Raw genomic sequence first — 18,898 nt, 5'->3', positions numbered from 1 at the left:
ACCCGTGTTCGGGTGCCGGCCAGCGGTGTGGTTCCGGGGTCAGCTGTTGCAGTGGTCAGCTGTTCCAGTGCTTGGCGACGAGGTCGGCGGCCTGCTGTTCCCACTGGGCGTAGTGGTCGGGGTAGGCCGAGACCTGGACGGTCTGGGCGGCCTTGGTCAGCGGCATGTCCTTCCAGCCGTCGACCTGCTTGAGGCCCTTCAGGAACGCCATCGTCGAGTACTCGGGGTCGGTGATCTGCTCGACGGTGCCCCAACCCGAGGACGGGCGCTGCTGGAACAGGCCCTGCGAGTCGTGGTCGTTGCGCTCACCCAGGTGACCCAGGTTCTCCAGCTTCGACTCCTGCAACGCGGTCGCGATCGACACCACGGCGGCACGCTCGTCCATGTCGGCCTTCTTCGTCGCCGCGATGATCGCCTTGACGTTGCCGACCTGCTCGTCGGTGAGGTCGATGCGGGACTGCTTGCCCTGCACACCGTGCGGGATCAGCTTGCTCGTGTCGGTCTTGTCGGCCTGCACCGCGGTGACCGCGACGGGCTTGGCGTCGACCGCCGGGGCGGCGGTGGCGGTGGCGGGGCCGGCGAAGATGCCGCCGGCGAAGGCGATACCAGCGATACCGAGAACGCTCTTACGCATGATCGTGTTCATGGGGAAGCTCCTTCGGGGGTCAGCACCCTGGGCCGAGGGGGATCGGCCTGTGCGGGGTGCGAGGCACCATCCGCCGCTCTAAGGAAGTTCGGGGGATCGGCACACGCTCGGAGCAGGGGGGTTGCTCGTCCGCGGTGCCAGGGGGATGTAACGACCGGCTACCCGCCATCATTCCGGGGCCACGAACCCGCGCCGGGGGGCTGCGCGTCCTACTCGATCGTCCGCCATGTGTAACGACCCCCGGCCGGCCACGATTCCGCCGCCGGGATGCCCCCGGTCACACCCCGAAACCGGACAGCCAACCCGATACCGGATGCCGCGACCAAGGGGCCGGGCGGAGATCCACCCGACATCACTGAAACCGGGGCATCGACCCCAACTGGACACCCCAACTTCACAGAACCCGAGTCGATCTACAACCACCTCCCGTGACCACCGCTCCGGTGCCCGGTCGAACCCCCACCCGCAACGCCACAAAAGCCTAAAATCAGGGCAACACCCTAGAGGAGGTTGGCATGACCGCAGCGATGGAGATGCCCCGCGTCCAGGAATGCGTGGTCGCGGCCTGCGCGTACAACCACACCGGCGACTGCCACGCCTTCGCCATCACGATCGGCAGCATGGACCACGCCCACTGCCACACGTTCATCGAGATGCCGGCCGTGCGGGCCGGCATGGACGGCCAGATCGCACAGGTCGGTGCGTGCCAACGGGCGGACTGCCGGCACAACGAGCAGTTGGAGTGCCACGCCCCGGCGATCAAGGTGGGTCCGGACAACGACATGGCCGACTGCATGACCTACGCCGGCCGCTGACCCGCGAAACCACCCGCCGCCGACGGCCGCAAGCAGCCGCAGCCGCCGCCGCCGCCCAAGGCCGGCACCGGCAGCAGACAGCGTTAAAAGGGGCCCCCTGTACAACGCCAGGCGTTAACGGGGGGCCCTTCCTTACACCGGCAGGCCGTTGGACTCGCGGACGACCGTGACGAGTTCGTCGATGATGCCGGTGAGTGCGAAGTCCTTCGGCGTGAACACCCGGGCCACCCCGGCGGCGCGCAGCGTCTCGGCGTCGCGGGCGGGGATGATGCCGCCGACCACCACCGGCAGGTCACCCCGGCCGGCGGCGCGGAGCCCGTCCAGCACCGCGGGTACCGCCGCGAGGTGCGAGCCGGAGAGCACCGAGAGCCCCACCAGGTCGACGTCCTCCTCGACGGCGGCGGCGACGATCTGCCCGGCGGTCAGCCGGATGCCCTGGTAGACGACCTCGAAGCCGGCGTCGCGGGCGCGTACCGCGATCTGCTCGGCGCCGTTGGAGTGCCCGTCCAGACCGGGCTTCCCGACGAGCAGCCGCAGCCGGCCGCTGCCCAGCTCACGCGCGGTCGCGGCGGCCCGCTCCCGCACCCCGGCGAGCGTCGCGTCCCCGCCGGCTCCGGCCGCGCCCGCAAGGCCGGTCGGTGCCCGGTACTCGCCGAAGACCTGCCGCAGCGCGCCCGCCCACTCGCCGGTGGTCACCCCGGCCCGCACGCACTGAAGCGTCGCGTCCATCAGGTTCGCCGTGGTCGCGGCGTCCGCGCGCAGTCGCGCCAGTGCCGCGTCCGCCGCCGCCGCGTCCCGGCCGGCCCGCCACTCGCGTACGGAGGTCGTGGCGGCCTCCTCGACGGCGGGGTCGACCTGCTCGACGGCCTCGGCCCCGGCCGCGGTCAGCGGCGACGGCTCGGTCTCGGTGTACCGGTTGACGCCCACGACCACGTCGGCGCCGGACTCCATGCGGCGCCGCCGTTCGGCCAGCGAGGCGACGAGCGCGCTCTTGAGGTAGCCGGTCTCCACGGCGGCCACCACGCCGCCCATCTCCAGCACCTTGTCCAGCTCGACGCGGGCGCCGGTGACGATGTCGTCGACCAGGGCGGTCATCACGTGCGAGCCGGCGAAGAGGTCGGGGTACTCCAGCAGGTCCGACTCGTACGCGAGCACCTGCTGCATGCGCAGCGACCACTGCTGGTCCCAGGGCCGGGGCAACCCGAGGGCCTCGTTCCAGGCGGGCAGTTGCACCGCGCGGGCGCGCGCGTCACGGGAGAGGGTGACGCCGAGCATCTCCAGCACGATGCGTTGGATGTTGTTCTCGGGCTGCGCCTCGGTGAGACCGAGGGAGTTGACCTGTACGCCGTAGCGGAACCGGCGCTGCTTCGGGTTCTCGACGCCGTACCGCTCGCGGGTGATCTCGTCCCAGAGCGCGCCGAAGGCCCGCATCTTGGCGATCTCCTCCACGAAGCGCACCCCGGCGTTGACGAAGAAGGAGATCCGCTGGACGACGTCGCCCATCCGCTCGGCCGGCACCTGGCCGGAGTCGCGGACCGCGTCGAGCACGGCGACGGCCGTGGAGAGGGCGAAGCCGACCTCCTGCACCGGGGTCGCACCGGCCTCCTGGAGGTGGTACGAGCAGATGTTGACCGGGTTCCACTTCGGCATCTCGCGCAGCGTGTACGCGATGACGTCGGCGGTCAGCCGCAGCGACGCCGCCGGGGGGAAGATGTACGTGCCCCGGGACAGGTACTCCTTGATGATGTCGTTCTGCGTGGTGCCGGCGCAGCGGTGAAGCTCGGCGCCCTGCTCGGCGGCGACCGTGCCGTAGAGCCCGAGCAGCCACATCGCCGGCGCGTTGATCGTCATCGAGGTGTTCATGTCGGCGATCGGAATGCCGTCGAAGAGGGCCCGCATGTCGCCCAGGTGCGCCACCGGCACGCCGACCCGGCCGACCTCGCCGGAGGCCAGCTCGTGGTCCGGGTCGTACCCGGTCTGGGTCGGAAGGTCGAAGGCGACCGACAGGCCGGTCTGCCCCTTCGCCAGGTTGCGGCGGAAGAGCGCGTTGGTCGCGGCGGCCGAGCTGTGCCCGGCGTAGGTGCGCATCACCCACGGGCGGTCGCGTTCCGGCAGCCGACCCGGGAGAGCCTTCTCATCCATGGCCGGAGTCTAAGTTACCGTTCAGTCACCTGTGCTGTGGAAAACCACACAGGTCCATGTGGCGCGCATCCGGGTGCAGAGCACGCGGGCTGGGCGGGACCGCCACACCCCGGACGCCGCGCGGCGGGCCTGAGGTCGCACACTTGACGGCATGGATGACGAGCTGGCGATCTCCGTCCGGGGGCTGCGCAAGGCGTACGGGGACACCGTCGCCGTGGCCGGCGTGGACCTCGACGTCCACCGGGGCGAGGTGTTCGCCCTGCTCGGTCCGAACGGCGCCGGGAAGACCACCACCGTGGAGATCCTGGAGGGCTACCGCCGGCGCGACGCCGGTGAGGTGTCGGTGCTCGGCAGCGACCCGGCCGCCCCGGCGCGCGACTGGCGGTCCCGGGTCGGCATCGTGCTCCAGGGCACCGGTGAGTTCGACGAGCTGACCGTCGCCGAGGTCGTCCGGCACTTCTCCGGCTTCTACGCCGAGGCCGACGACCCGGACAAGGTGATCGAGCGGGTGGGGCTGGGCGCCAAGGCGAGGGCCCGTACGCACACCCTCTCCGGCGGCCAGAAGCGCCGCCTGGACGTGGCACTGGGCATCATCGGGCGCCCGGAGCTGCTCTTCCTCGACGAGCCGACCACCGGCTTCGACCCGGAGGCCCGCCGCGAGTTCTGGGAGCTGATCCGCGACCTCGCCGCCGCCGGCACCACCATCGTGCTCACCACGCACTACCTGGACGAGGCCGAGGCACTCGCCGACCGGGTCGGCGTGATCGCGCACGGCCGGCTGGTCGAGGTCGCCCCGCCGAACCGGCTCGGCAACCGGCAGGAGGCCCTGGCGACGGTCTCCTGGCGTACGCCGGAGGGGTCTGTCGAGTCGGCGGAGAGCGCGTCGCCGACGGCGCTGGTGGCGGAGCTGGCCGCGCGTTTCGGCGGCGAGGTCCCGGGCCTCACGGTGACGCGGCCGACCCTGGAGGACATCTACCTGCGGATGATCGGACACTGATGACGACCACGACGAAGCCGGCGACACCGGTCGCCGCCGCGCCGGCCCGGCGGATCGGGCCGGGCGCCCTCGCCCTGCGCCAGGGACGCCTGGAGATCACCCAGTTCCTGCGCAGCCGGGAGTCCGTCGTCTTCACGATGGGCTTCCCGGTCATCATGATCCTGATCTTCGCGGCGATCTTCAACGACGAGATCGCCCCCGGGGTCAGCTACACGCAGTACTTCATCACCGGCATGATCGCGACCGGCCTCATGACGGTCAGCTTTCAGAACCTCGGCATCTGGATCCCGATCGAACGGGACCGGGGGGTGCTCAAGCGGTACCGGGGCACGCCGATGCCGAAGTGGGTCTGGTTCGCCGGCAAGGTCCTCATGGTGGTGGCGATCGGGATCGCGGAGACCGCCGTGCTGCTGGCCGTGTCGGTCGCGCTGTTCGACCTCGATCTGCCCGGCACGGCGGCCACGTGGCTGACGTTCGGCTGGGTGTCGGTGCTCGGCGTCACCGCCTGCACCCTGTGCGGCATCGCCATCTCGTCGCTGGCCCGTACGGCCCGCAGCGGCTCGGCCGTGGTCACCCCGGTCGCCCTGGTCCTCCAGTTCATCTCCGGGGTCTTCTTCGTCTTCACCGAGCTGCCGAGCTGGATGCAGCAGGTCGCGGCCCTGTTCCCGCTCAAGTGGATGTGCCAGGGCCTGCGCTCGGTGTTCCTGCCCGAGTCGTTCGGCGGACGGGAGCCGGGCGGGTCGTTCGAGCTGGACCGGGTCGCCCTGGTTCTGGCGGCGTGGTGCGTCATCGGCCTGGTGCTCTGCCTGACCACCTTCCGCTGGACCACCAAACGCGACGGCTGAGGTGCAAGGAAGGGCCCCTTCTTAACGCCTCCGGTAGAGGAAGGGCCCCCCGTTAACAGCCGGCCCGCCCGTACGGGTGCGAGACTCGCCGGTATGGCTCACGCACTGACCCGGCGTCGGCTGCTGCTGGCCGGCGCCGGCACGGCCGGTGCCACCGTGGTCGGCGGGCTCGCCGTCGGGCACCTGTCCCGCTCCCGACGGGGGCCGGGGCCGGCGCCCGCCCAGCCCGACGCCCCGGCCGGCGACGAGCGGCTGGTCCGCGTCCACTCCGCCGCCCGAGGCCGCGAGGTCGATTTCTGGACGGCTGTGCCCGAGGGGTACGGCGACGGCAGCGGCCTGCCCGTCTGCCTGGTGCTGCACGGCGCCTCAGCCACCGCCCGGGACTTCCCCCGTTTCGGCTTCGCCCGCTTCCTCACCGACGCGGTACGACGCGGCGCACCGCCCTTCGCGCTCGCCGGGGCCACCGGCGACCGGCTCTCCTGGCGCCGCTCCGGCGAGGACGACCCCCAGCGGATGATCCGGGAGGAGGTACCCGCCTGGTGCGCCCGGCGCGGTTTCGACACCGGGCGGGTGGCGGTGTGGGGTTGGTCGATGGGGGGCTTCGGGGCGCTGCTGCTCGCCGAGACCTACCCGGGGTGGCTGCGCGCGGTGGCCGCCTTCTCCCCCGCCGTACGCCCCGGCGACGCGGTGTTCGCCGGCGCGGAGCAGCTGCGCGGCACTCCCGTCGGCCTGTGGTGCGGCCGGCAGGACAGCTTCCTCGGGGACGTCCGCGCCCTGGCCGAGGCGCTGCCCGAGCCTCCGGTCCGCGCGGATTGGGCCGACGGCCGGCACAACTTCGCCTACTGGGGCACCGTCATCCCGGACGCGTTCGCCCTGCTCGGTGCCGCGCTGACCGCACCCGGGGAAGCGTGACGCCCCCGACCGGCGGCCGGGGGCGTTAAGAGGGGGCCCTTCCTTACACGCTCAGTAGCTGTAGAAGCCCTTGCCGGTCTTGCGGCCGAGGTCACCGGCGGTGACCATGCGCTGGAGCAGCTCCGGCGGGAAGAACTTCTCGTCCGCCGTGTCGGTGTAGATGTTCTTCGAGGCGTGCAGCAGCACGTCCACGCCGGTCAGGTCGGTGGTGGCCAGCGGGCCCATGGCGTGGCCGAAGCCCAGCCGGCACGCGGTGTCCAGGTCCTCGGCGGAGACGACGCCGGACTCGACGAGCTTCACCGCCTCCACGACGAGGGCGGCGATCAGCCGGGTGGTGACGAAGCCGGCGATGTCCCGGTTGACCACCACGACGGTCTTGCCGATCTCCTCGGCGAACGCCTTGACGGTCGCCAGGGTCTCGTCGCTGGTCTTGTAGCCCCGGACCAGCTCGCAGAGCTTCATCATGGGCACCGGGGAGAAGAAGTGGGTGCCGACGACCGCCTCGGGGCGCTCGGTGACCGCGGCGATCTGGGTCACCGGGATGGCCGAGGTGTTGGTGGCGAGCACCGCATCCGCCTTGCAGATCTTGTCGAGCGCGCGGAACACCTCGTGCTTGATCTCCAGCCGTTCGAAGACCGCCTCGACCACGACGTCGGCGTCGGCGGCCGCCTCCAGGTCGGTGGTCGTCGTGATCCGGCCCAGGGTCGCCTCGACCTCGGACGCGTCGATCCTGCCCTTCTCCGCGAACTTCTCGAGCGACTTCCGGATGCCGGCCAGGCCGCGGCCGGTGGCCGCGTCGTCCAGGTCCCGCAGCGTCACCTGCCAGCCCGCCTGCGCCGCCACCTGGGCGATACCCGAGCCCATGAGCCCGGCCCCGACGACCGCGAGTCGACCCGCCATCTGCTTCTCCCTCGCCTGTAAGAGTGTCTGCCAGCACCCTAGTCGGCGAGACTGAACGACTGCTAAGGCCCCGACGCCGCGCTGGTGGGAGGCCCGGGTCAGATGGAAAGGTCGGGGTCCTCCGGGCCGGTGCCGCGTTCGACCTGCACACCGAGCGCCCGCAGGTCCGCCACGAAGTCCGGGTAGCCCCGGTCCACGTGGTGCACGTGGGACACCTCGGTGACCCCGTCGGCGCAGAGCCCGGCGATGATCAGCCCGGCGCCGGCGCGGATGTCCGTGGCGCGTACCGGGGCGCCGGAGAGGCGGTCCCGTCCCCGGACGACGGCGTGGTGCCCGTCGGTCTTGATGTCCGCGCCGAGGCGCATCATCTCGTTGGCGAACATGAAGCGGCCGTCGAAGATGTTCTCGGTGATCAGCGACGCGCCGTCGCTGACGGCGGCCAGCCCGATCGCCATCGGTAGCAGGTCGGTGGCGAAGCCCGGGTACGGCAGCGTGACCACGTCCACCGCCTTCGGCCGGTCCTCCATCCGGATCCGGAACGCGTCCGCCCGGGTCTCCACCAGCCCTCCGGCGGACACCAGCTTGTCGAGGGCGATCTCCAGGAACGCCGGGTCCAACCCGGTCACGGTGACGTCGCCGCGGGTCATGGCAGCGCCGAAGGCCCAGGTGCCGGCGACGATCCGGTCCCCCACCGTGGCATGGCGCACGGGTCGCAGGGTGGGCACCCCGACGATGGTCAGCGTGGAGGTGCCGGCCCCGTCGATGAGCGCGCCCATCTGGTTGAGCATCGTGCAGATGTCGACGATCTCCGGCTCCCGCGCCGCGTTGTCGATCACGGTGGTGCCGTTGGCGAGGACGGCGGCCATCACCAGGTTCTCGGTCGCGCCCACGCTGGGGAAGTCGAGCACGATTTCGGCGCCGTGCAGGCCGTTCGGCGCCTCGGCGATCACGAAGCCGTGCTCGCCGGAGATGTCGGCACCCATCCGGGTCAGACCGGAGATGTGCATGTCCAGCCCCCGGGAACCGATCGCGTCGCCGCCGGGGTGCGCCACCCGCACGTACCCGCGCCGGGCCAGCAGCGGGCCGAGCACGCAGATCGAGGCGCGCAGGCGGCGTACGAGGTCGTAGTCGGCCTCGGCGCCGGGCTCGTCGGGCACGTCGATGGTGACCGACCGGGAGCGGGCCACCCCGCCGTGCGCGACCATCGGGTCGACCGGGTCGTCCGCGTCGAACCGTACGCCGCAGCCGAGGCGGCGCAGCACCTCGCCCATGATCGCGATGTCGGTGATCCGCGGCACGTTGGTGATCACGCTGCGGCCCGGGGCGAGCAGGGCGACGGCCATCAGTTTCAAGGCCGAGTTCTTCGCCCCGACGACGTGCACGCTGCCGGCCAGCCGGGCGTCTCCGCGTACCCGGATGACGTCGACGTCGTTGACCGCCGGGGCGCCCGCGTCACCGCGCCCCAGCCGGGGAGGCCAGGCGGCGGCCGCATCCGGCCGCTCGGGGATCGTCAGTTCCGGTATCCGTAGGCTGTGCGTCATGGCCGTCCACCTCACGCGCATCTACACCAAGGCCGGCGACGCCGGCATGACCAGGCTGAGCAACAACGAACAGGTGCCGAAGACCGATCCGCGGATCGCCGCGTACGCGGACGTCGACGAGTGCAACGCCGCGATCGGTGTCGCGCTCGCCCTCGGCCAGCTCGACGACGATCTGCGGGCCGTGCTCGGGTCGATCCAGAACGACATGTTCGACGTGGGCGCCGACCTGGCCACCCCGGTCGAGCCGGACCCGAAGTACCCGCCGCTGCGGGTCACCGAGGAGTACGTGGAGCGCCTCGAGGGCTGGTGCGACGAGTACAACGCACGCCTGAGCAAGCTCGACTCCTTCATCCTCCCCGGCGGCACCGCGGGCGCGGCGCTGCTGCACGTGGCGCGGACTGTCGCCCGGCGCGCCGAGCGTGCGGCGTGGGCCCTGGTCGCGCACGACCCTGATCGGACCAGCTCTCTCCCGGCAAAGTATCTCAACCGTCTTTCCGATCTGCTCTTTATCCTGTCAAGAACGGCAAATCCGAACGGAGATGTGCTATGGGTGCCGGGCGGTAAGCGCTGACCATCGGCGGGCTGCACCACGTCGAGGTCTGGGTACCCGACCTCGACGTGGCCAGCCGCAGCTGGGGGTGGCTCCTCGGCGAGCTGGGCTGGGTGCCGTACCAGGAGTGGCCGGGCGGCCGCTCCTGGCGGCTCGGCCCGACGTACCTGGTCATGGAGGAATCCCCGGCGCTGTCCGGGCGGGTGCACGACCGGCTGGCCCCGGGCCTCAACCACCTGGCCTTCCACGCGGGTCCACCCACCGCCGTGGACCGGCTGGTGGGGGCCGCGCCCGCGCACGGTTGGTCGCTGCTCTTCCCGGATCGGCATCCGCACGCCGGGGGCCCCGGGACGTACGCCGCCTACCTCACCGACAACCAGGGGTACGAGGTCGAGCTGGTCGCCGCACCGGATCGGTGACCGGACCGGGGGCGGGTCAGGCGGCGGGCCAGTCCTGGGAGGCCAGACGCGGCGAGACCGCCCCCGGAGGGGCGGCCTCGAGCCAGGAGAGGAACCCGGTGACGGTGGATCGGGCCATCGCGATCTCCACCGGGGCGTGGTGGCTGGTACAGCGCAGGATCACCCAGTCGGCGGGCATGGAGAAACGCTCCTGCCCCTCCGGGAGACGTCGCCGCTCCACCGCCAGCCCCTTGCGCGAGAGCACCTGGCGGGGACGCAGGGCGAAGCTGAACATCCGGTACCAGCGGAGTTCGTCACCGACGAAACGGCCGAAGCCGGGAGCCCAGCCTCGGCCGTCGAGCATCGTGGAGGTCCGGACGCTGAGCCGGATGATGCCTCCGCTGCGGGTGACCAGCGCCCGCCGGACGAAGAGGATCAGGATCGCGCCGAGGATCACGGCGACGCCGATCGCGATCCCTTCGACGATCTCCATCGGCGGGTCGGCTCAGCGACTCTGCGCGGCGGAGACCGGGGTGGCGCTCTCGGCCAGCACGGTGACGCCCTCGGAACTCACCGAGAGGAAGCCACCGGCGACCTCGTAGGAAACCTGCTCGCCACCGGGAAGCTTGATCCGGACCTGACCGGGCTCGGCGAGTTGGCCGAGCAGGGGCGCGTGCCCCGGCAGCACACCCAGCTCACCCTCGGTCGTCCGGGCGACGACCATCTCGGCCTCGCCGGACCAGACCTTCTCCTCGACGGCTACGAGCTCGACGTGAAGCTGCTGTGCCACGCTGTCTCCTTGCTGCGGCGGCGGATTGTCGAAAGTCTAGTCCCGCCGCCGGAGAGCCCGAAACGCGGGTGGCGAGAGCTTCGCCACGCCTACTTGGTCTTGTTCTGGAATTCCGGGTGTTCGAGGAGGAACGCGTCGAGCTGGCCGTTCTTCAGCGCGGCGAAGAAGTCGTCCACCTCGGGCGCGAACTTCTCGCCCTTGTAGTTGCCGCCCTCGATGACTGAGCCGCCGGGCAGCTTCATCATCTGGATCGAGTCCGGCCGGATCCCCTTCAGGGCCAGGCCGAAGTCGACCACGCTGTGCCCGCGTCCGCTGAAGATCAGCGACTGGCCGGCGGCGCGCAGGACCTTGTCCAGCTTGATCGGGTTGGTGACGACGTCCGCGCTGAAGGCCTGGCTCACCATCGCCTTGACGAACTGCTGCTGGTGGCGCTGGCGACCGTAGTCGCCGTCCGGCACGCCGTTCTTCGGGTAGCGCTGCCGGACGTAGTCCAGCGCCTGCCAGCCCTTGAGGTGCTGGGTGCCCTTCTGGTAGACGGCCTGCGGCCCGAGGTAGCCCCCGCCGCCCGGCCGCTCCTTCCGGTGGGTGCCGTCCGGCTCGCGGTGCTCCGAGCGCACCTCGCGCTCGATGTTCATCGTCACGCCGCCCATCCCGTCGACGATCTTGATGAAGCCGCTGAAGTTGATGATCGCACCCGCGTCGAACCGCGGGATCCCGGTGACCTGCTGCACCGTGTTGGCCAACAACTCGAAGCCCTGCGCGGCGTCCGGGTTCTGCCCGGCCTTGCGGCTGCCGTACGACATCGCCGCGTTGAGCTTGTCCTGGCCGCCGTTGAAGTCGGCCTTGCCAAACTGCGGGATCTGCACGTAGAGGTCACGCGGCAGGGAGAACAGGTACGCCCGGTCCAGCCCGGCGGGCACGTGCAGCACCATGACCGAGTCGGCCAGCGGCGGGGTCTCCGGCTTGCGGGGGTCGATGCCGACCAGCAGGATGTTGAGCGGGCCCTTGATGTCGCTCTTGCGCTCCTTGGCCCCGGCCGCCTGGTCGCCGAAGAGGTCGGCCTTGCCCACGGCGCCCTCGTAGCGGGCCATGAGCACCTCGGCGCCGACCAGGACCGCGCCGCTGAGCACCATCAGGACCGTGCCGAAGACCGTGCAGATCCGGGCCCACCTCGGCACACCAGACCATATGGACGGCTTCCCGCCGCCCTTGCCGGCCTTAACCACGAGCATCTCCGTTCGTCACGCCCACGAAGAGGAGACGGGCGCACGCAGCCGAATGGTTGCATTGCAGGATCCAGCGCTCGGGGGAGCGCGGGATAGACGCTACCTCGCGTCCCGCATGATCGCCGACCGCGGAACCGGGCATCGGAGAGCATAGGTCCTGAAGATGAACAAAAGGCCGCCCCGGTGTTAACCGGGGCGGCCTTCGTGTCAGGGCCGGAGGATCAGCCCTCCGACATCAGTTCCTTCGCCTTGCGCTCCAGGTCCTCGAGACCGCCGCACATGAAGAACGCCTGCTCGGGGAAGTGGTCGTACTCGCCCTCGCTGATCTTCTTGAACGCCTCGATGGTCTCCTGGATCGAGACCGTCGAGCCCGGCACGCCGGTGAACTGCTCGGCGGCGTAGGTGTTCTGCGACAGGAAGCGCTCGATCCGCCGGGCCCGGGCCACGGTGATCTTGTCTTCCTCCGAGAGCTCCTCGATGCCGAGGATGGCGATGATGTCCTGCAGGTCCTTGTAGCGCTGCAGGATCCGCTTCACCTCGGTGGCGACCTGGAAGTGCTCCTCGCCGACGAACTCCGGGGCGAGGATCCGGGACGAGGACGCCAGCGGGTCCACGGCCGGGTAGATGCCCTTGTCGGAGATCGACCGCTCCAGGTTGGTGGTCGCGTCGAGGTGGGCGAACGTGGTGGCCGGGGCGGGGTCGGTGTAGTCGTCCGCCGGCACGTAGATCGCCTGCATCGAGGTGATGGCCTGACCCCGGACGGAGGTGATCCGCTCCTGGAGCTCGCCCATCTCGTCGGCCAGGGTCGGCTGGTAACCCACCGCGCTCGGCATGCGGCCGAGCAGGGTGGAGACCTCGGAGCCGGCCTGGGTGAAGCGGAAGATGTTGTCGATGAAGAGCAGCACCTCCTGCTTCTTCACGTCGCGGAAGTACTCCGCCATCGTCAGCGCGGACAGCGCGACGCGCAGCCGGGTGCCCGGCGGCTCGTCCATCTGGCCGTAGACCAGCGCGGTCTTGTCGATGACGCCGGACTCGGTCATCTCGGCGATGAGGTCGTTGCCCTCACGGGTGCGCTCACCCACGCCGGCGAAGACCGAGGTACCACCGAAGTTCCGGGCCACACGGGTGATCATCTCCTGGATGAGCACCGTCTTGCCCACGCCGGCACCGCCGAACAGGCCGATCTTGCCGCCCTTGACGTACGGGGCGAGCAGGTCGATGACCTTGATGCCGGTCTCCAGCATCTCGGTCTTCGGCTCCAGGTCCGCGAAGGCCGGAGCCTTGCGGTGGATGCCCCAGTGGTCGTCCGGGTCGAGGGTCTCGCCCTCGGTCAGGTTGAGGCACTCGCCGATCGCGTTGAACACGTGGCCCTTGACCGTGTCACCCACCGGCACGCGGATCGGGCCGTTGGTGTCGCGCACCTCGGCGCCGCGCACCAGGCCGTCGGTCGGCTGCATCGAGATGGCGCGGACCAGGTTGTCGCCCAGGTGCTGGGCGACCTCCAGGGTCAGCGTCTTCTCACCGCCGGACAGGTTCACGTCCACCTTGAGGGCGTTGAACAGGGCCGGCATGGCGTCGCGCGGGAACTCGGCGTCGACGACCGGGCCGATGACCCGGACCACGCGACCCGTGGCCGTCTTGGTCTGTACTGGGGCAGTCATCACACTTCACTTCCCGACGCGGCAAGCGCGTTCGCGCCGCCGACGATCTCGCTGATCTCCTGGGTGATCCCGGCCTGACGTGCCGAGTTCATCTCGCGCGTGTACTTCTCGATCATCTCTTCGGCGTTGTCGGTGGCGCTCTTCATCGCCCGCCGCCGGGCCGCCGACTCACTCGCCGCCGACTCCAGCAACGCCGCGTAGATCCGCGTGTTGATGTACTTCGGCAGCAGCGCGTCGAGCAGCGCCTCCGCCTCCGGCTCGAACTCGTACGCCGGGAGCAGGCCCTCGGACCGCGGACGGTCCTCGACCTGCATCGGGCCGATGATCTTCGTGACCGGGTTCTGGGTCATCAGGCTGTGGAACTCGGTGTAGACGATGTGCAACTCGTCGACACCGAGCACGCCGTCCGCCCCGGCGGTGCCGTCCACGTCGTCCGCGCCGGCGGTGAACGCCTTGATCAGCGTCTCACCCACCTCACGGGCGTCGGAGAAGGCCGGCTGCTCCGAGAAGCCCGTCCAGCTCGCCGCGATCTGCCGGTTACGGAACCGGTAGAACGTCACGCCCTTGCGGCCGATCACGTAGAGCACCGGGTCCTTGCCGTCGGCCTTCAACCGGGCGACCAACGACTCGGCGGTCCGGATCGCGTTGGAGCTGTAACCGCCGGCCAGACCGCGGTCGGCGGTGATCAGCAGGACGCCCGCCCGCTGCACCCGCTCGCGCGGGGTCAGTAGCGGGTGGTCGATCCGCGCGTTGGACGCCAGCGCGGTGAGCACGCCGGTGATGGCCTTGGCGTACGGCAGCGAAGCCTCCACCCGGGCCTGGGCCTTGGCGATCCGGCTCGTCGCCACGAGCTCCATCGCCTTGGTGATCTTCTTCATCCCCTTCGCCGAGCGGATCCGCTGGCGAAGAACGCGAACCTGGGCTGCCATGGATCAGCTCTCGGCCGGGCGGTCGGTGGTGCCGTCGCGGAAGCGGGTCACCGTCTCGCGGTTCTCCTCGCCCTCGAGCGGCACGGCCGGGGCCTCGTTGATCCGACGCTCGTCCTCCTTGCCCAGGAAGAGCTGCTTGAACTCGCTGACGGCCGAGTCCAGCGAGCCGGCGATGTCGTCGCCCCACTTGCCGTCGGCGATCGACGCCAGGACACCCTCGTGCTTGTGCCGCAGGTACTGGAGGAACTCCGACTCGAAGCGGCGGACCTCGCCGACCGGGATGTCGTCCAGCTTGCCCTCGGTGCCGGCCCAGACCGAGACGACCTGCTCCTGCACCGGGTACGGCGCGTAGTTCGGCTGCTTGAGCAACTCGACCAGGCGGGCGCCGCGGGCCAGCTGGTTCTGCGAGGCCCGGTCCAGGTCGGAGGCGAAGGCGGCGAACGCCTCCAGCTCACGGAACTGGGCCAGGTTCAGCCGCAGCGAACCGGAGACCTTCTTCATCGGCTTGACCTGTGCGGCGCCACCGACCCGGGACACCGAGGTGCCGACGTTGATGGCCGGCCGGACGCCCTGGTTGAACAGGTCCGTCTCGAGGAAGATCTGGCCGTCGGTGATCGAGATGACGTTGGTCGGGATGAAGGCCGAGATGTCGTTGGCCTTCGTCTCGATGATCGGCAGACCGGTCATCGAGCCGCCACCCAGCTCGTCGGAAAGCTTCGCGCAGCGCTCCAGCAGGCGGGAGTGCAGGTAGAAGACGTCACCCGGGTACGCCTCACGGCCCGGCGGGCGACGCAGCAGCAGCGACACGGCACGGTACGCCTCGGCCTGCTTGCTCAGGTCGTCGAAGACGATCAGGACGTGCTTGCCGCCGTACATCCAGTGCTGCCCGATGGACGAGCCGGTGTAGGGGGCGAGGTACTTGAAGCCGGCCGGGTCGGACGCCGGGGAGGCCACGATGGTGGTGTACTCCATCGCGCCCGCCTCCTCCAGGATGCCCTTGATCGAGGCGATCGTGGAGGCCTTCTGGCCGATGGCGACGTAGATGCAGCGGACCTGCTTCTTCGGGTCGCCGGAGCGCCAGTTGTCCCGCTGGTTGAGGATGGTGTCCAGCGCGACGGTGGTCTTGCCGGTCTTGCGGTCACCGATGATCAGCTGCCGCTGGCCCCGACCGATCGGGGTCATGGCGTCGATCGCCTTGATGCCGGTCTGCAGCGGCTCGTCGACGGACTGGCGGGACATCACGTTCGGCGCCTGGAGCTCCAGCTCGCGGAAGCCCTCGTTGGCGATGTCACCGAGGCCGTCGATCGGCTGGGCGAGCGCGTTGACCACGCGGCCGAGGAAGGCGTCGCCGACCGGCACGGAGAGAACCCGCTCGGTGCGCTTGACGCGCTGCCCCTCCTCCAGCTTGGCGGAGTCACCGAGAACGACGACACCGATCTCCCGGACGTCGAGGTTCAGCGCCACGCCGAGCGTGCCGTCCTCGAACTCCAGGAGCTCGTTGGTCATGGTCGAGGGAAGACCCTCGACGTGGGCGATGCCGTCGCCGGTGTCGGAGACGGTGCCGACCTCCTCGCGGGAGACGTCGGCCGAGTAGGAGGAGACGTAGCGCTCCAGGGCGCCGCGGATCTCCTCCGTCGAGATGGTCAGCTCGGCCATCCTCTGCTTCCTTAAGTATCAGGGGCCCGGGATACCTAGTACCGACCGGTCCGAATGGCGTCGATCAAAGGGCTGCGAGGACGCTGGTCAGCGCTTCGCGAGCGCGTTACGGGTCTCGTTGAGGCGGCGCAGGACGGTGCCGTCGTACAGGTCGGAACCGACCCGCACGCTCACCCCACCGAGCACCTCGGGGTCGACCGTCTGCCTGACGGAAACCTCTCGACCGTACATCGCGGAGAGGCGGGCACCGAGGCGTCGCTCCTCGGAGTCACTCAGCGGGGCGGCCACGGTCACGTACGCGACCTGACGGTCCCGCCGGTCGGCGGCCAGCTCGACCAGCCGGGTGAGCGCCCCGGCGAACCGGCGGCCCCCGAATCCGGCGAGCGCGACCCCGACGAGGTAGCCGGTGACCGGCCGAGCCTTGCCGGCGAGCAGCTGGTCGGCCAGGGCCGCCCGCCGCTCGGCCGGCACCGTCGTGTCGGACAGCGCGTTGGCCAGCTCCGGCGAACCGGCGACGACCTGGCCGAAGCGGAACAGCTCGTCCTCGACCTCGCCCAGCTCACCGGCGGAGTCGGCGCTCGCCAGGAGCGCCTCGATGCCCAGTCGCTCGGCACCGTCGAGCAGCTCCGAGGGAGCCGACCAGCGGCCGGAGACCAGCGAGGCGAGCAGGTCCAGCGCCTCGGCGCTGATCTTGCCCCGCAGCATCTCGCCGAGCAGACCGGAACGGTCCGCGCCGCTTCGGGCGGGGTCGGAGAGCGCGCGGCGCAGCCGCGTCTCACGCCGCAGCAGCGCGGCGACGGAGAGGATGTCGTCGGCGGTGGAGGCCACCGCCGACGGCTCCGCGCCGCGGACGTACGCGTCGAGGCGCTCGGCCGCGACCTTGTACGACTCCCGGCTGGCGGCCTGCATCAGCGGGCCCCCGTGCTCTCGAGGTTGCTCAGGAACCGGTCGACGGTGCCCTTGCGACGCGCCTCGTCGGCGAGCGACTCACCAACGATCTTGCTGGCCAGGTCCACCGCGATCGTGCCGACCTCGGTGCGCAGCTCGCGCACGATGGTGGCCCGCTCGGCGGCGAGTTGCTCCTTGCCGGCCGCGATGATCCGGTCGGACTCCTCCCGCGCCTTGGCGAGGACGTCCTGCCGGATGCCCTCGGCGTCGGCCCGGGCGTCGTCCCGGATCTTCGCGGCGTCGGTACGCGCCTCGGCGAGCTGCGCCCGGTACTGCTCGAGGAGCTGGTTCGCCTCGGCCTGGGCGGCCTCGGCACGCTTGATGCCACCCTCGATCGCGTCAACCCGCGCCTGGAACGTCTGCTCCATCCGGGGGAACACGAACTTCATCAGCACGAAGCAGAGGACAGCGAAGGCGATGGAGCCGACCACAATCTCCTGCCAGATCGGCAGGATCGGGTTGTGGGTCGACTCACCACCCTCGGCGGCGAGCAGGAACATGGGAAACCTCCCGGTCGAGGGGGTCGGCTCAGCCGAAGACGAAACCGAAGGCGATGCCCAGCAGCGCGAGCGCCTCGATGACGGCGAAGCCGATCCAGACGTACGGCAGGGTCATCCGGGACGACTCCGGCTGGCGGGCCGTCGACTGGATGTAGGCGGCGAAGACCAGGCCGACGCCGATACCCGGGCCGATGGCGGCAAGGCCGTAGCCGATGGCGGCGGTGCTGCCCTCTACCGCGGCGAGAACGTCCATTGGTTGGTTCCTCCTGGTTATCACGCGTGACGGTCACGCGGGACGACAACGGTTGGTGCGAGGTGGACCAGTGCTCGCTCCCGAGCACCTGCCCGGTGGATCAGTGTTCGTCGGCGAGCGCGCCCTGGACGTAGCTCGCGGTCAGGACCGTGAACACGTAGGCCTGGAGGACGATCACCAGGAACTCGAGGAAGGTCAGCGCGATGGTCATCAGCCAGGAGAGCAGCGAGACCGGCGCGAGCCACGGGGTGGCGTTCAGCATCGCGAAGCCGCCGAGGGTGAACACCAGCAGGAGCATGTGCCCGGCGAACATGTTGGCGAAGAGACGGACGGCCAGCGAGAACGGCCGGACGAGGAAGGTCGAGAAGAACTCGATCGGGATCAGCAGCGGCAGGATGTACCAGGGCGCCGGCGGGATGAGCGAGTTCTTGACGAACTTGCCGAAGCCGTGGTGCCGGATGCCGACCCAGATGAACATCACGTAGCTGATCACCGCGAGCAGGGCCGGGAAGGCGATGTGCGAGTTCGGCGAGATCTGCAGGAACGGCGTGATGGCGAAGAAGTTGGTCAGCACGATGAAGCTGAACAGGGCGGTGAAGTACGGTGCGAACCGCACACCCTGGTGCCCGAGCATGTCGACCGCGATGTTGTTGCGGACGAAGCCGTACAGGGACTCGGCGATCCACTGCTTCTTCGTGGGGACCAGCTGCGGGTTCCGGTACGTCGCCAGGAAGAAGATGATCAGCAGACCGACGGCCAGCCAGACCATCGCCGTGATCTTCGTGAACCAGTACGAGTTCTCCGCACCCCAGGGCAGGATGCTGGGCAGGTAGAAGTCCTCCACGCTGGGTGGGAATGCCGCCTGGCCCGCTGCCAGGACGTTCGCCTGTCCGAACACCGCGTCCCTTCCTAAGTAGGCGTGCCGAGCTTGCGGATGACCAGGATGACGCCCCCGGCCATGCCGAGCACGATCCCGATCCCGGTGGCGACGCCGCCGAGGTCGAGCCACTGGTCGACCAGCCAGCCGATGACACCCCACACGAGCATGCCCGCGATCAGGTAGCTGAGCGCGGTCCAACCCTGGCCGGCGCCGGGCGGAATGTCGTCCGGGCCGCCGGTGGGTCGGGGGTTCTGGTCACCAGCCATGACGGGGCGAACGATATCAGTCGGGAAGACGAGGCTGTGCCTC

General features: G+C 70.2%; 21 protein-coding genes. 6 read left to right on the top strand and 15 right to left on the bottom strand.

Annotated features, from left to right (window positions below; all coding sequences use genetic code 11):
- Nucleotides 1-55 precede the first annotated feature (55 nt).
- Nucleotides 56-646 (bottom strand): hypothetical protein, encoded by a 591-nt coding sequence (locus tag ACIBR0_RS02475; protein ID WP_396712306.1) that lies wholly within the window; start codon nucleotides 644-646, stop codon nucleotides 56-58.
- A 515-nt stretch (nucleotides 647-1,161) separates the two neighbouring features.
- Here ACIBR0_RS02475 and ACIBR0_RS02470 point away from each other — a divergent pair.
- Nucleotides 1,162-1,461, top strand: a complete 300-nt coding sequence (locus tag ACIBR0_RS02470) for a DUF1540 domain-containing protein (protein WP_357034686.1) — start codon at nucleotides 1,162-1,164, stop codon at nucleotides 1,459-1,461.
- A gap of 132 nt (nucleotides 1,462-1,593) precedes the next feature.
- On the opposite strand, the gene ACIBR0_RS02465 is transcribed toward ACIBR0_RS02470, so the two are convergent.
- A complete protein-coding gene (locus tag ACIBR0_RS02465; protein WP_396712305.1) occupies nucleotides 1,594-3,603 on the bottom strand; it encodes a protein meaA in 2,010 nt (669 codons plus the stop codon).
- Nucleotides 3,604-3,754: 151 nt separating this feature from the next.
- On the opposite strand from ACIBR0_RS02465, the gene ACIBR0_RS02460 reads away from it, so the two are divergent.
- The 3 genes from ACIBR0_RS02460 (at nucleotide 3,755) to ACIBR0_RS02450 (ending at nucleotide 6,357) form a co-directional block, all read left to right on the top strand.
- Nucleotides 3,755-4,600: an ABC transporter ATP-binding protein gene (locus ACIBR0_RS02460; RefSeq protein WP_396712304.1), complete on the top strand. Its 846-nt coding sequence runs from the start codon at nucleotides 3,755-3,757 to the stop codon at nucleotides 4,598-4,600.
- Nucleotides 4,600-5,445 carry an ABC transporter permease gene (locus ACIBR0_RS02455; protein ID WP_396712303.1) on the top strand — a complete coding sequence of 282 codons (846 nt, stop codon included), beginning with the start codon at nucleotides 4,600-4,602 and terminating at the stop codon, nucleotides 5,443-5,445. The genes ACIBR0_RS02460 and ACIBR0_RS02455 overlap by 1 nt, the downstream gene beginning before the upstream one ends.
- A gap of 93 nt (nucleotides 5,446-5,538) precedes the next feature.
- Nucleotides 5,539-6,357 (top strand): alpha/beta hydrolase, encoded by an 819-nt coding sequence (locus tag ACIBR0_RS02450; RefSeq protein ID WP_396712302.1) that lies wholly within the window; start codon nucleotides 5,539-5,541, stop codon nucleotides 6,355-6,357.
- A 51-nt stretch (nucleotides 6,358-6,408) separates the two neighbouring features.
- On the opposite strand, the gene ACIBR0_RS02445 is transcribed toward ACIBR0_RS02450, so the two are convergent.
- Together ACIBR0_RS02445 and murA are read right to left on the bottom strand one after the other, a co-directional pair.
- Nucleotides 6,409-7,257, bottom strand: coding sequence for a 3-hydroxyacyl-CoA dehydrogenase family protein (locus tag ACIBR0_RS02445; RefSeq protein ID WP_396712301.1), 849 nt, complete (start codon nucleotides 7,255-7,257; stop codon nucleotides 6,409-6,411).
- 98 nt (nucleotides 7,258-7,355) lie between these two features.
- A complete protein-coding gene (gene murA / locus ACIBR0_RS02440) occupies nucleotides 7,356-8,798 on the bottom strand; it encodes a UDP-N-acetylglucosamine 1-carboxyvinyltransferase (RefSeq protein ID WP_396712300.1) in 1,443 nt (480 codons plus the stop codon).
- On the opposite strand from murA, the gene ACIBR0_RS02435 reads away from it, so the two are divergent.
- A complete protein-coding gene (locus ACIBR0_RS02435; protein ID WP_396712299.1) occupies nucleotides 8,797-9,369 on the top strand; it encodes a cob(I)yrinic acid a,c-diamide adenosyltransferase in 573 nt (190 codons plus the stop codon). The genes murA and ACIBR0_RS02435 overlap by 2 nt on opposite strands.
- On the top strand, nucleotides 9,366-9,767 hold the full coding sequence (locus ACIBR0_RS02430; RefSeq protein WP_396712451.1) for a VOC family protein: 402 nt from the start codon (nucleotides 9,366-9,368) through the stop codon (nucleotides 9,765-9,767). Before ACIBR0_RS02435 ends, ACIBR0_RS02430 begins: the two co-directional genes overlap by 4 nt.
- A gap of 16 nt (nucleotides 9,768-9,783) precedes the next feature.
- Here the strand turns inward: ACIBR0_RS02430 and ACIBR0_RS02425 are convergent, their stop codons facing one another.
- The 11 genes from ACIBR0_RS02425 to ACIBR0_RS02375 all read right to left on the bottom strand — a co-directional run bounded on the left by ACIBR0_RS02425 (nucleotide 9,784) and on the right by ACIBR0_RS02375 (nucleotide 18,855).
- Nucleotides 9,784-10,239, bottom strand: coding sequence for a DUF2550 domain-containing protein (locus ACIBR0_RS02425; protein ID WP_357031881.1), 456 nt, complete (start codon nucleotides 10,237-10,239; stop codon nucleotides 9,784-9,786).
- A gap of 12 nt (nucleotides 10,240-10,251) precedes the next feature.
- Entirely contained in the window at nucleotides 10,252-10,536 is a 285-nt protein-coding gene (locus ACIBR0_RS02420) for a F0F1 ATP synthase subunit epsilon (protein WP_117665593.1), read from the bottom strand.
- Between the two features lie 89 nt (nucleotides 10,537-10,625).
- Nucleotides 10,626-11,768, bottom strand: coding sequence for an LCP family protein (locus tag ACIBR0_RS02415; RefSeq protein WP_396712298.1), 1,143 nt, complete (start codon nucleotides 11,766-11,768; stop codon nucleotides 10,626-10,628).
- Nucleotides 11,769-11,983: 215 nt separating this feature from the next.
- Nucleotides 11,984-13,423 carry a F0F1 ATP synthase subunit beta gene (atpD, locus tag ACIBR0_RS02410; protein WP_357031874.1) on the bottom strand — a complete coding sequence of 480 codons (1,440 nt, stop codon included), beginning with the start codon at nucleotides 13,421-13,423 and terminating at the stop codon, nucleotides 11,984-11,986.
- Nucleotides 13,423-14,352 (bottom strand): F0F1 ATP synthase subunit gamma, encoded by a 930-nt coding sequence (locus ACIBR0_RS02405; RefSeq protein WP_357031871.1) that lies wholly within the window; start codon nucleotides 14,350-14,352, stop codon nucleotides 13,423-13,425. The genes atpD and ACIBR0_RS02405 overlap by 1 nt, the downstream gene beginning before the upstream one ends.
- Nucleotides 14,353-14,355: 3 nt before the next feature.
- The gene (gene atpA, locus ACIBR0_RS02400) at nucleotides 14,356-16,008 is read right to left on the bottom strand and encodes a F0F1 ATP synthase subunit alpha (protein WP_357031867.1); all 1,653 of its coding nucleotides are present in this window, start codon (nucleotides 16,006-16,008) and stop codon (nucleotides 14,356-14,358) included.
- 87 nt (nucleotides 16,009-16,095) lie between these two features.
- Complete coding sequence (locus ACIBR0_RS02395; RefSeq protein WP_357031864.1) at nucleotides 16,096-16,917, bottom strand: F0F1 ATP synthase subunit delta; 822 nt, start codon at nucleotides 16,915-16,917, stop codon at nucleotides 16,096-16,098.
- A complete protein-coding gene (locus ACIBR0_RS02390; protein WP_357031861.1) occupies nucleotides 16,917-17,456 on the bottom strand; it encodes a F0F1 ATP synthase subunit B in 540 nt (179 codons plus the stop codon). The genes ACIBR0_RS02395 and ACIBR0_RS02390 overlap by 1 nt, the downstream gene beginning before the upstream one ends.
- Nucleotides 17,457-17,484: 28 nt before the next feature.
- On the bottom strand, nucleotides 17,485-17,709 hold the full coding sequence (locus ACIBR0_RS02385; protein ID WP_357031858.1) for a F0F1 ATP synthase subunit C: 225 nt from the start codon (nucleotides 17,707-17,709) through the stop codon (nucleotides 17,485-17,487).
- A 100-nt stretch (nucleotides 17,710-17,809) separates the two neighbouring features.
- A complete protein-coding gene (gene atpB / locus ACIBR0_RS02380) occupies nucleotides 17,810-18,607 on the bottom strand; it encodes a F0F1 ATP synthase subunit A (protein ID WP_396712297.1) in 798 nt (265 codons plus the stop codon).
- Nucleotides 18,608-18,618: 11 nt separating this feature from the next.
- Nucleotides 18,619-18,855, bottom strand: a complete 237-nt coding sequence (locus ACIBR0_RS02375; protein ID WP_357031909.1) for a hypothetical protein — start codon at nucleotides 18,853-18,855, stop codon at nucleotides 18,619-18,621.
- Nucleotides 18,856-18,898: the final 43 nt, after the last annotated feature.

Source organism: Micromonospora sp. NPDC049497 (assembly GCF_044465805.1).
GTDB lineage: Bacteria > Actinomycetota > Actinomycetes > Mycobacteriales > Micromonosporaceae > Micromonospora.
The sequence above is the reverse complement of the archived record's forward strand: the minus strand, read 5'-3'. Positions and strand labels throughout refer to the sequence as shown.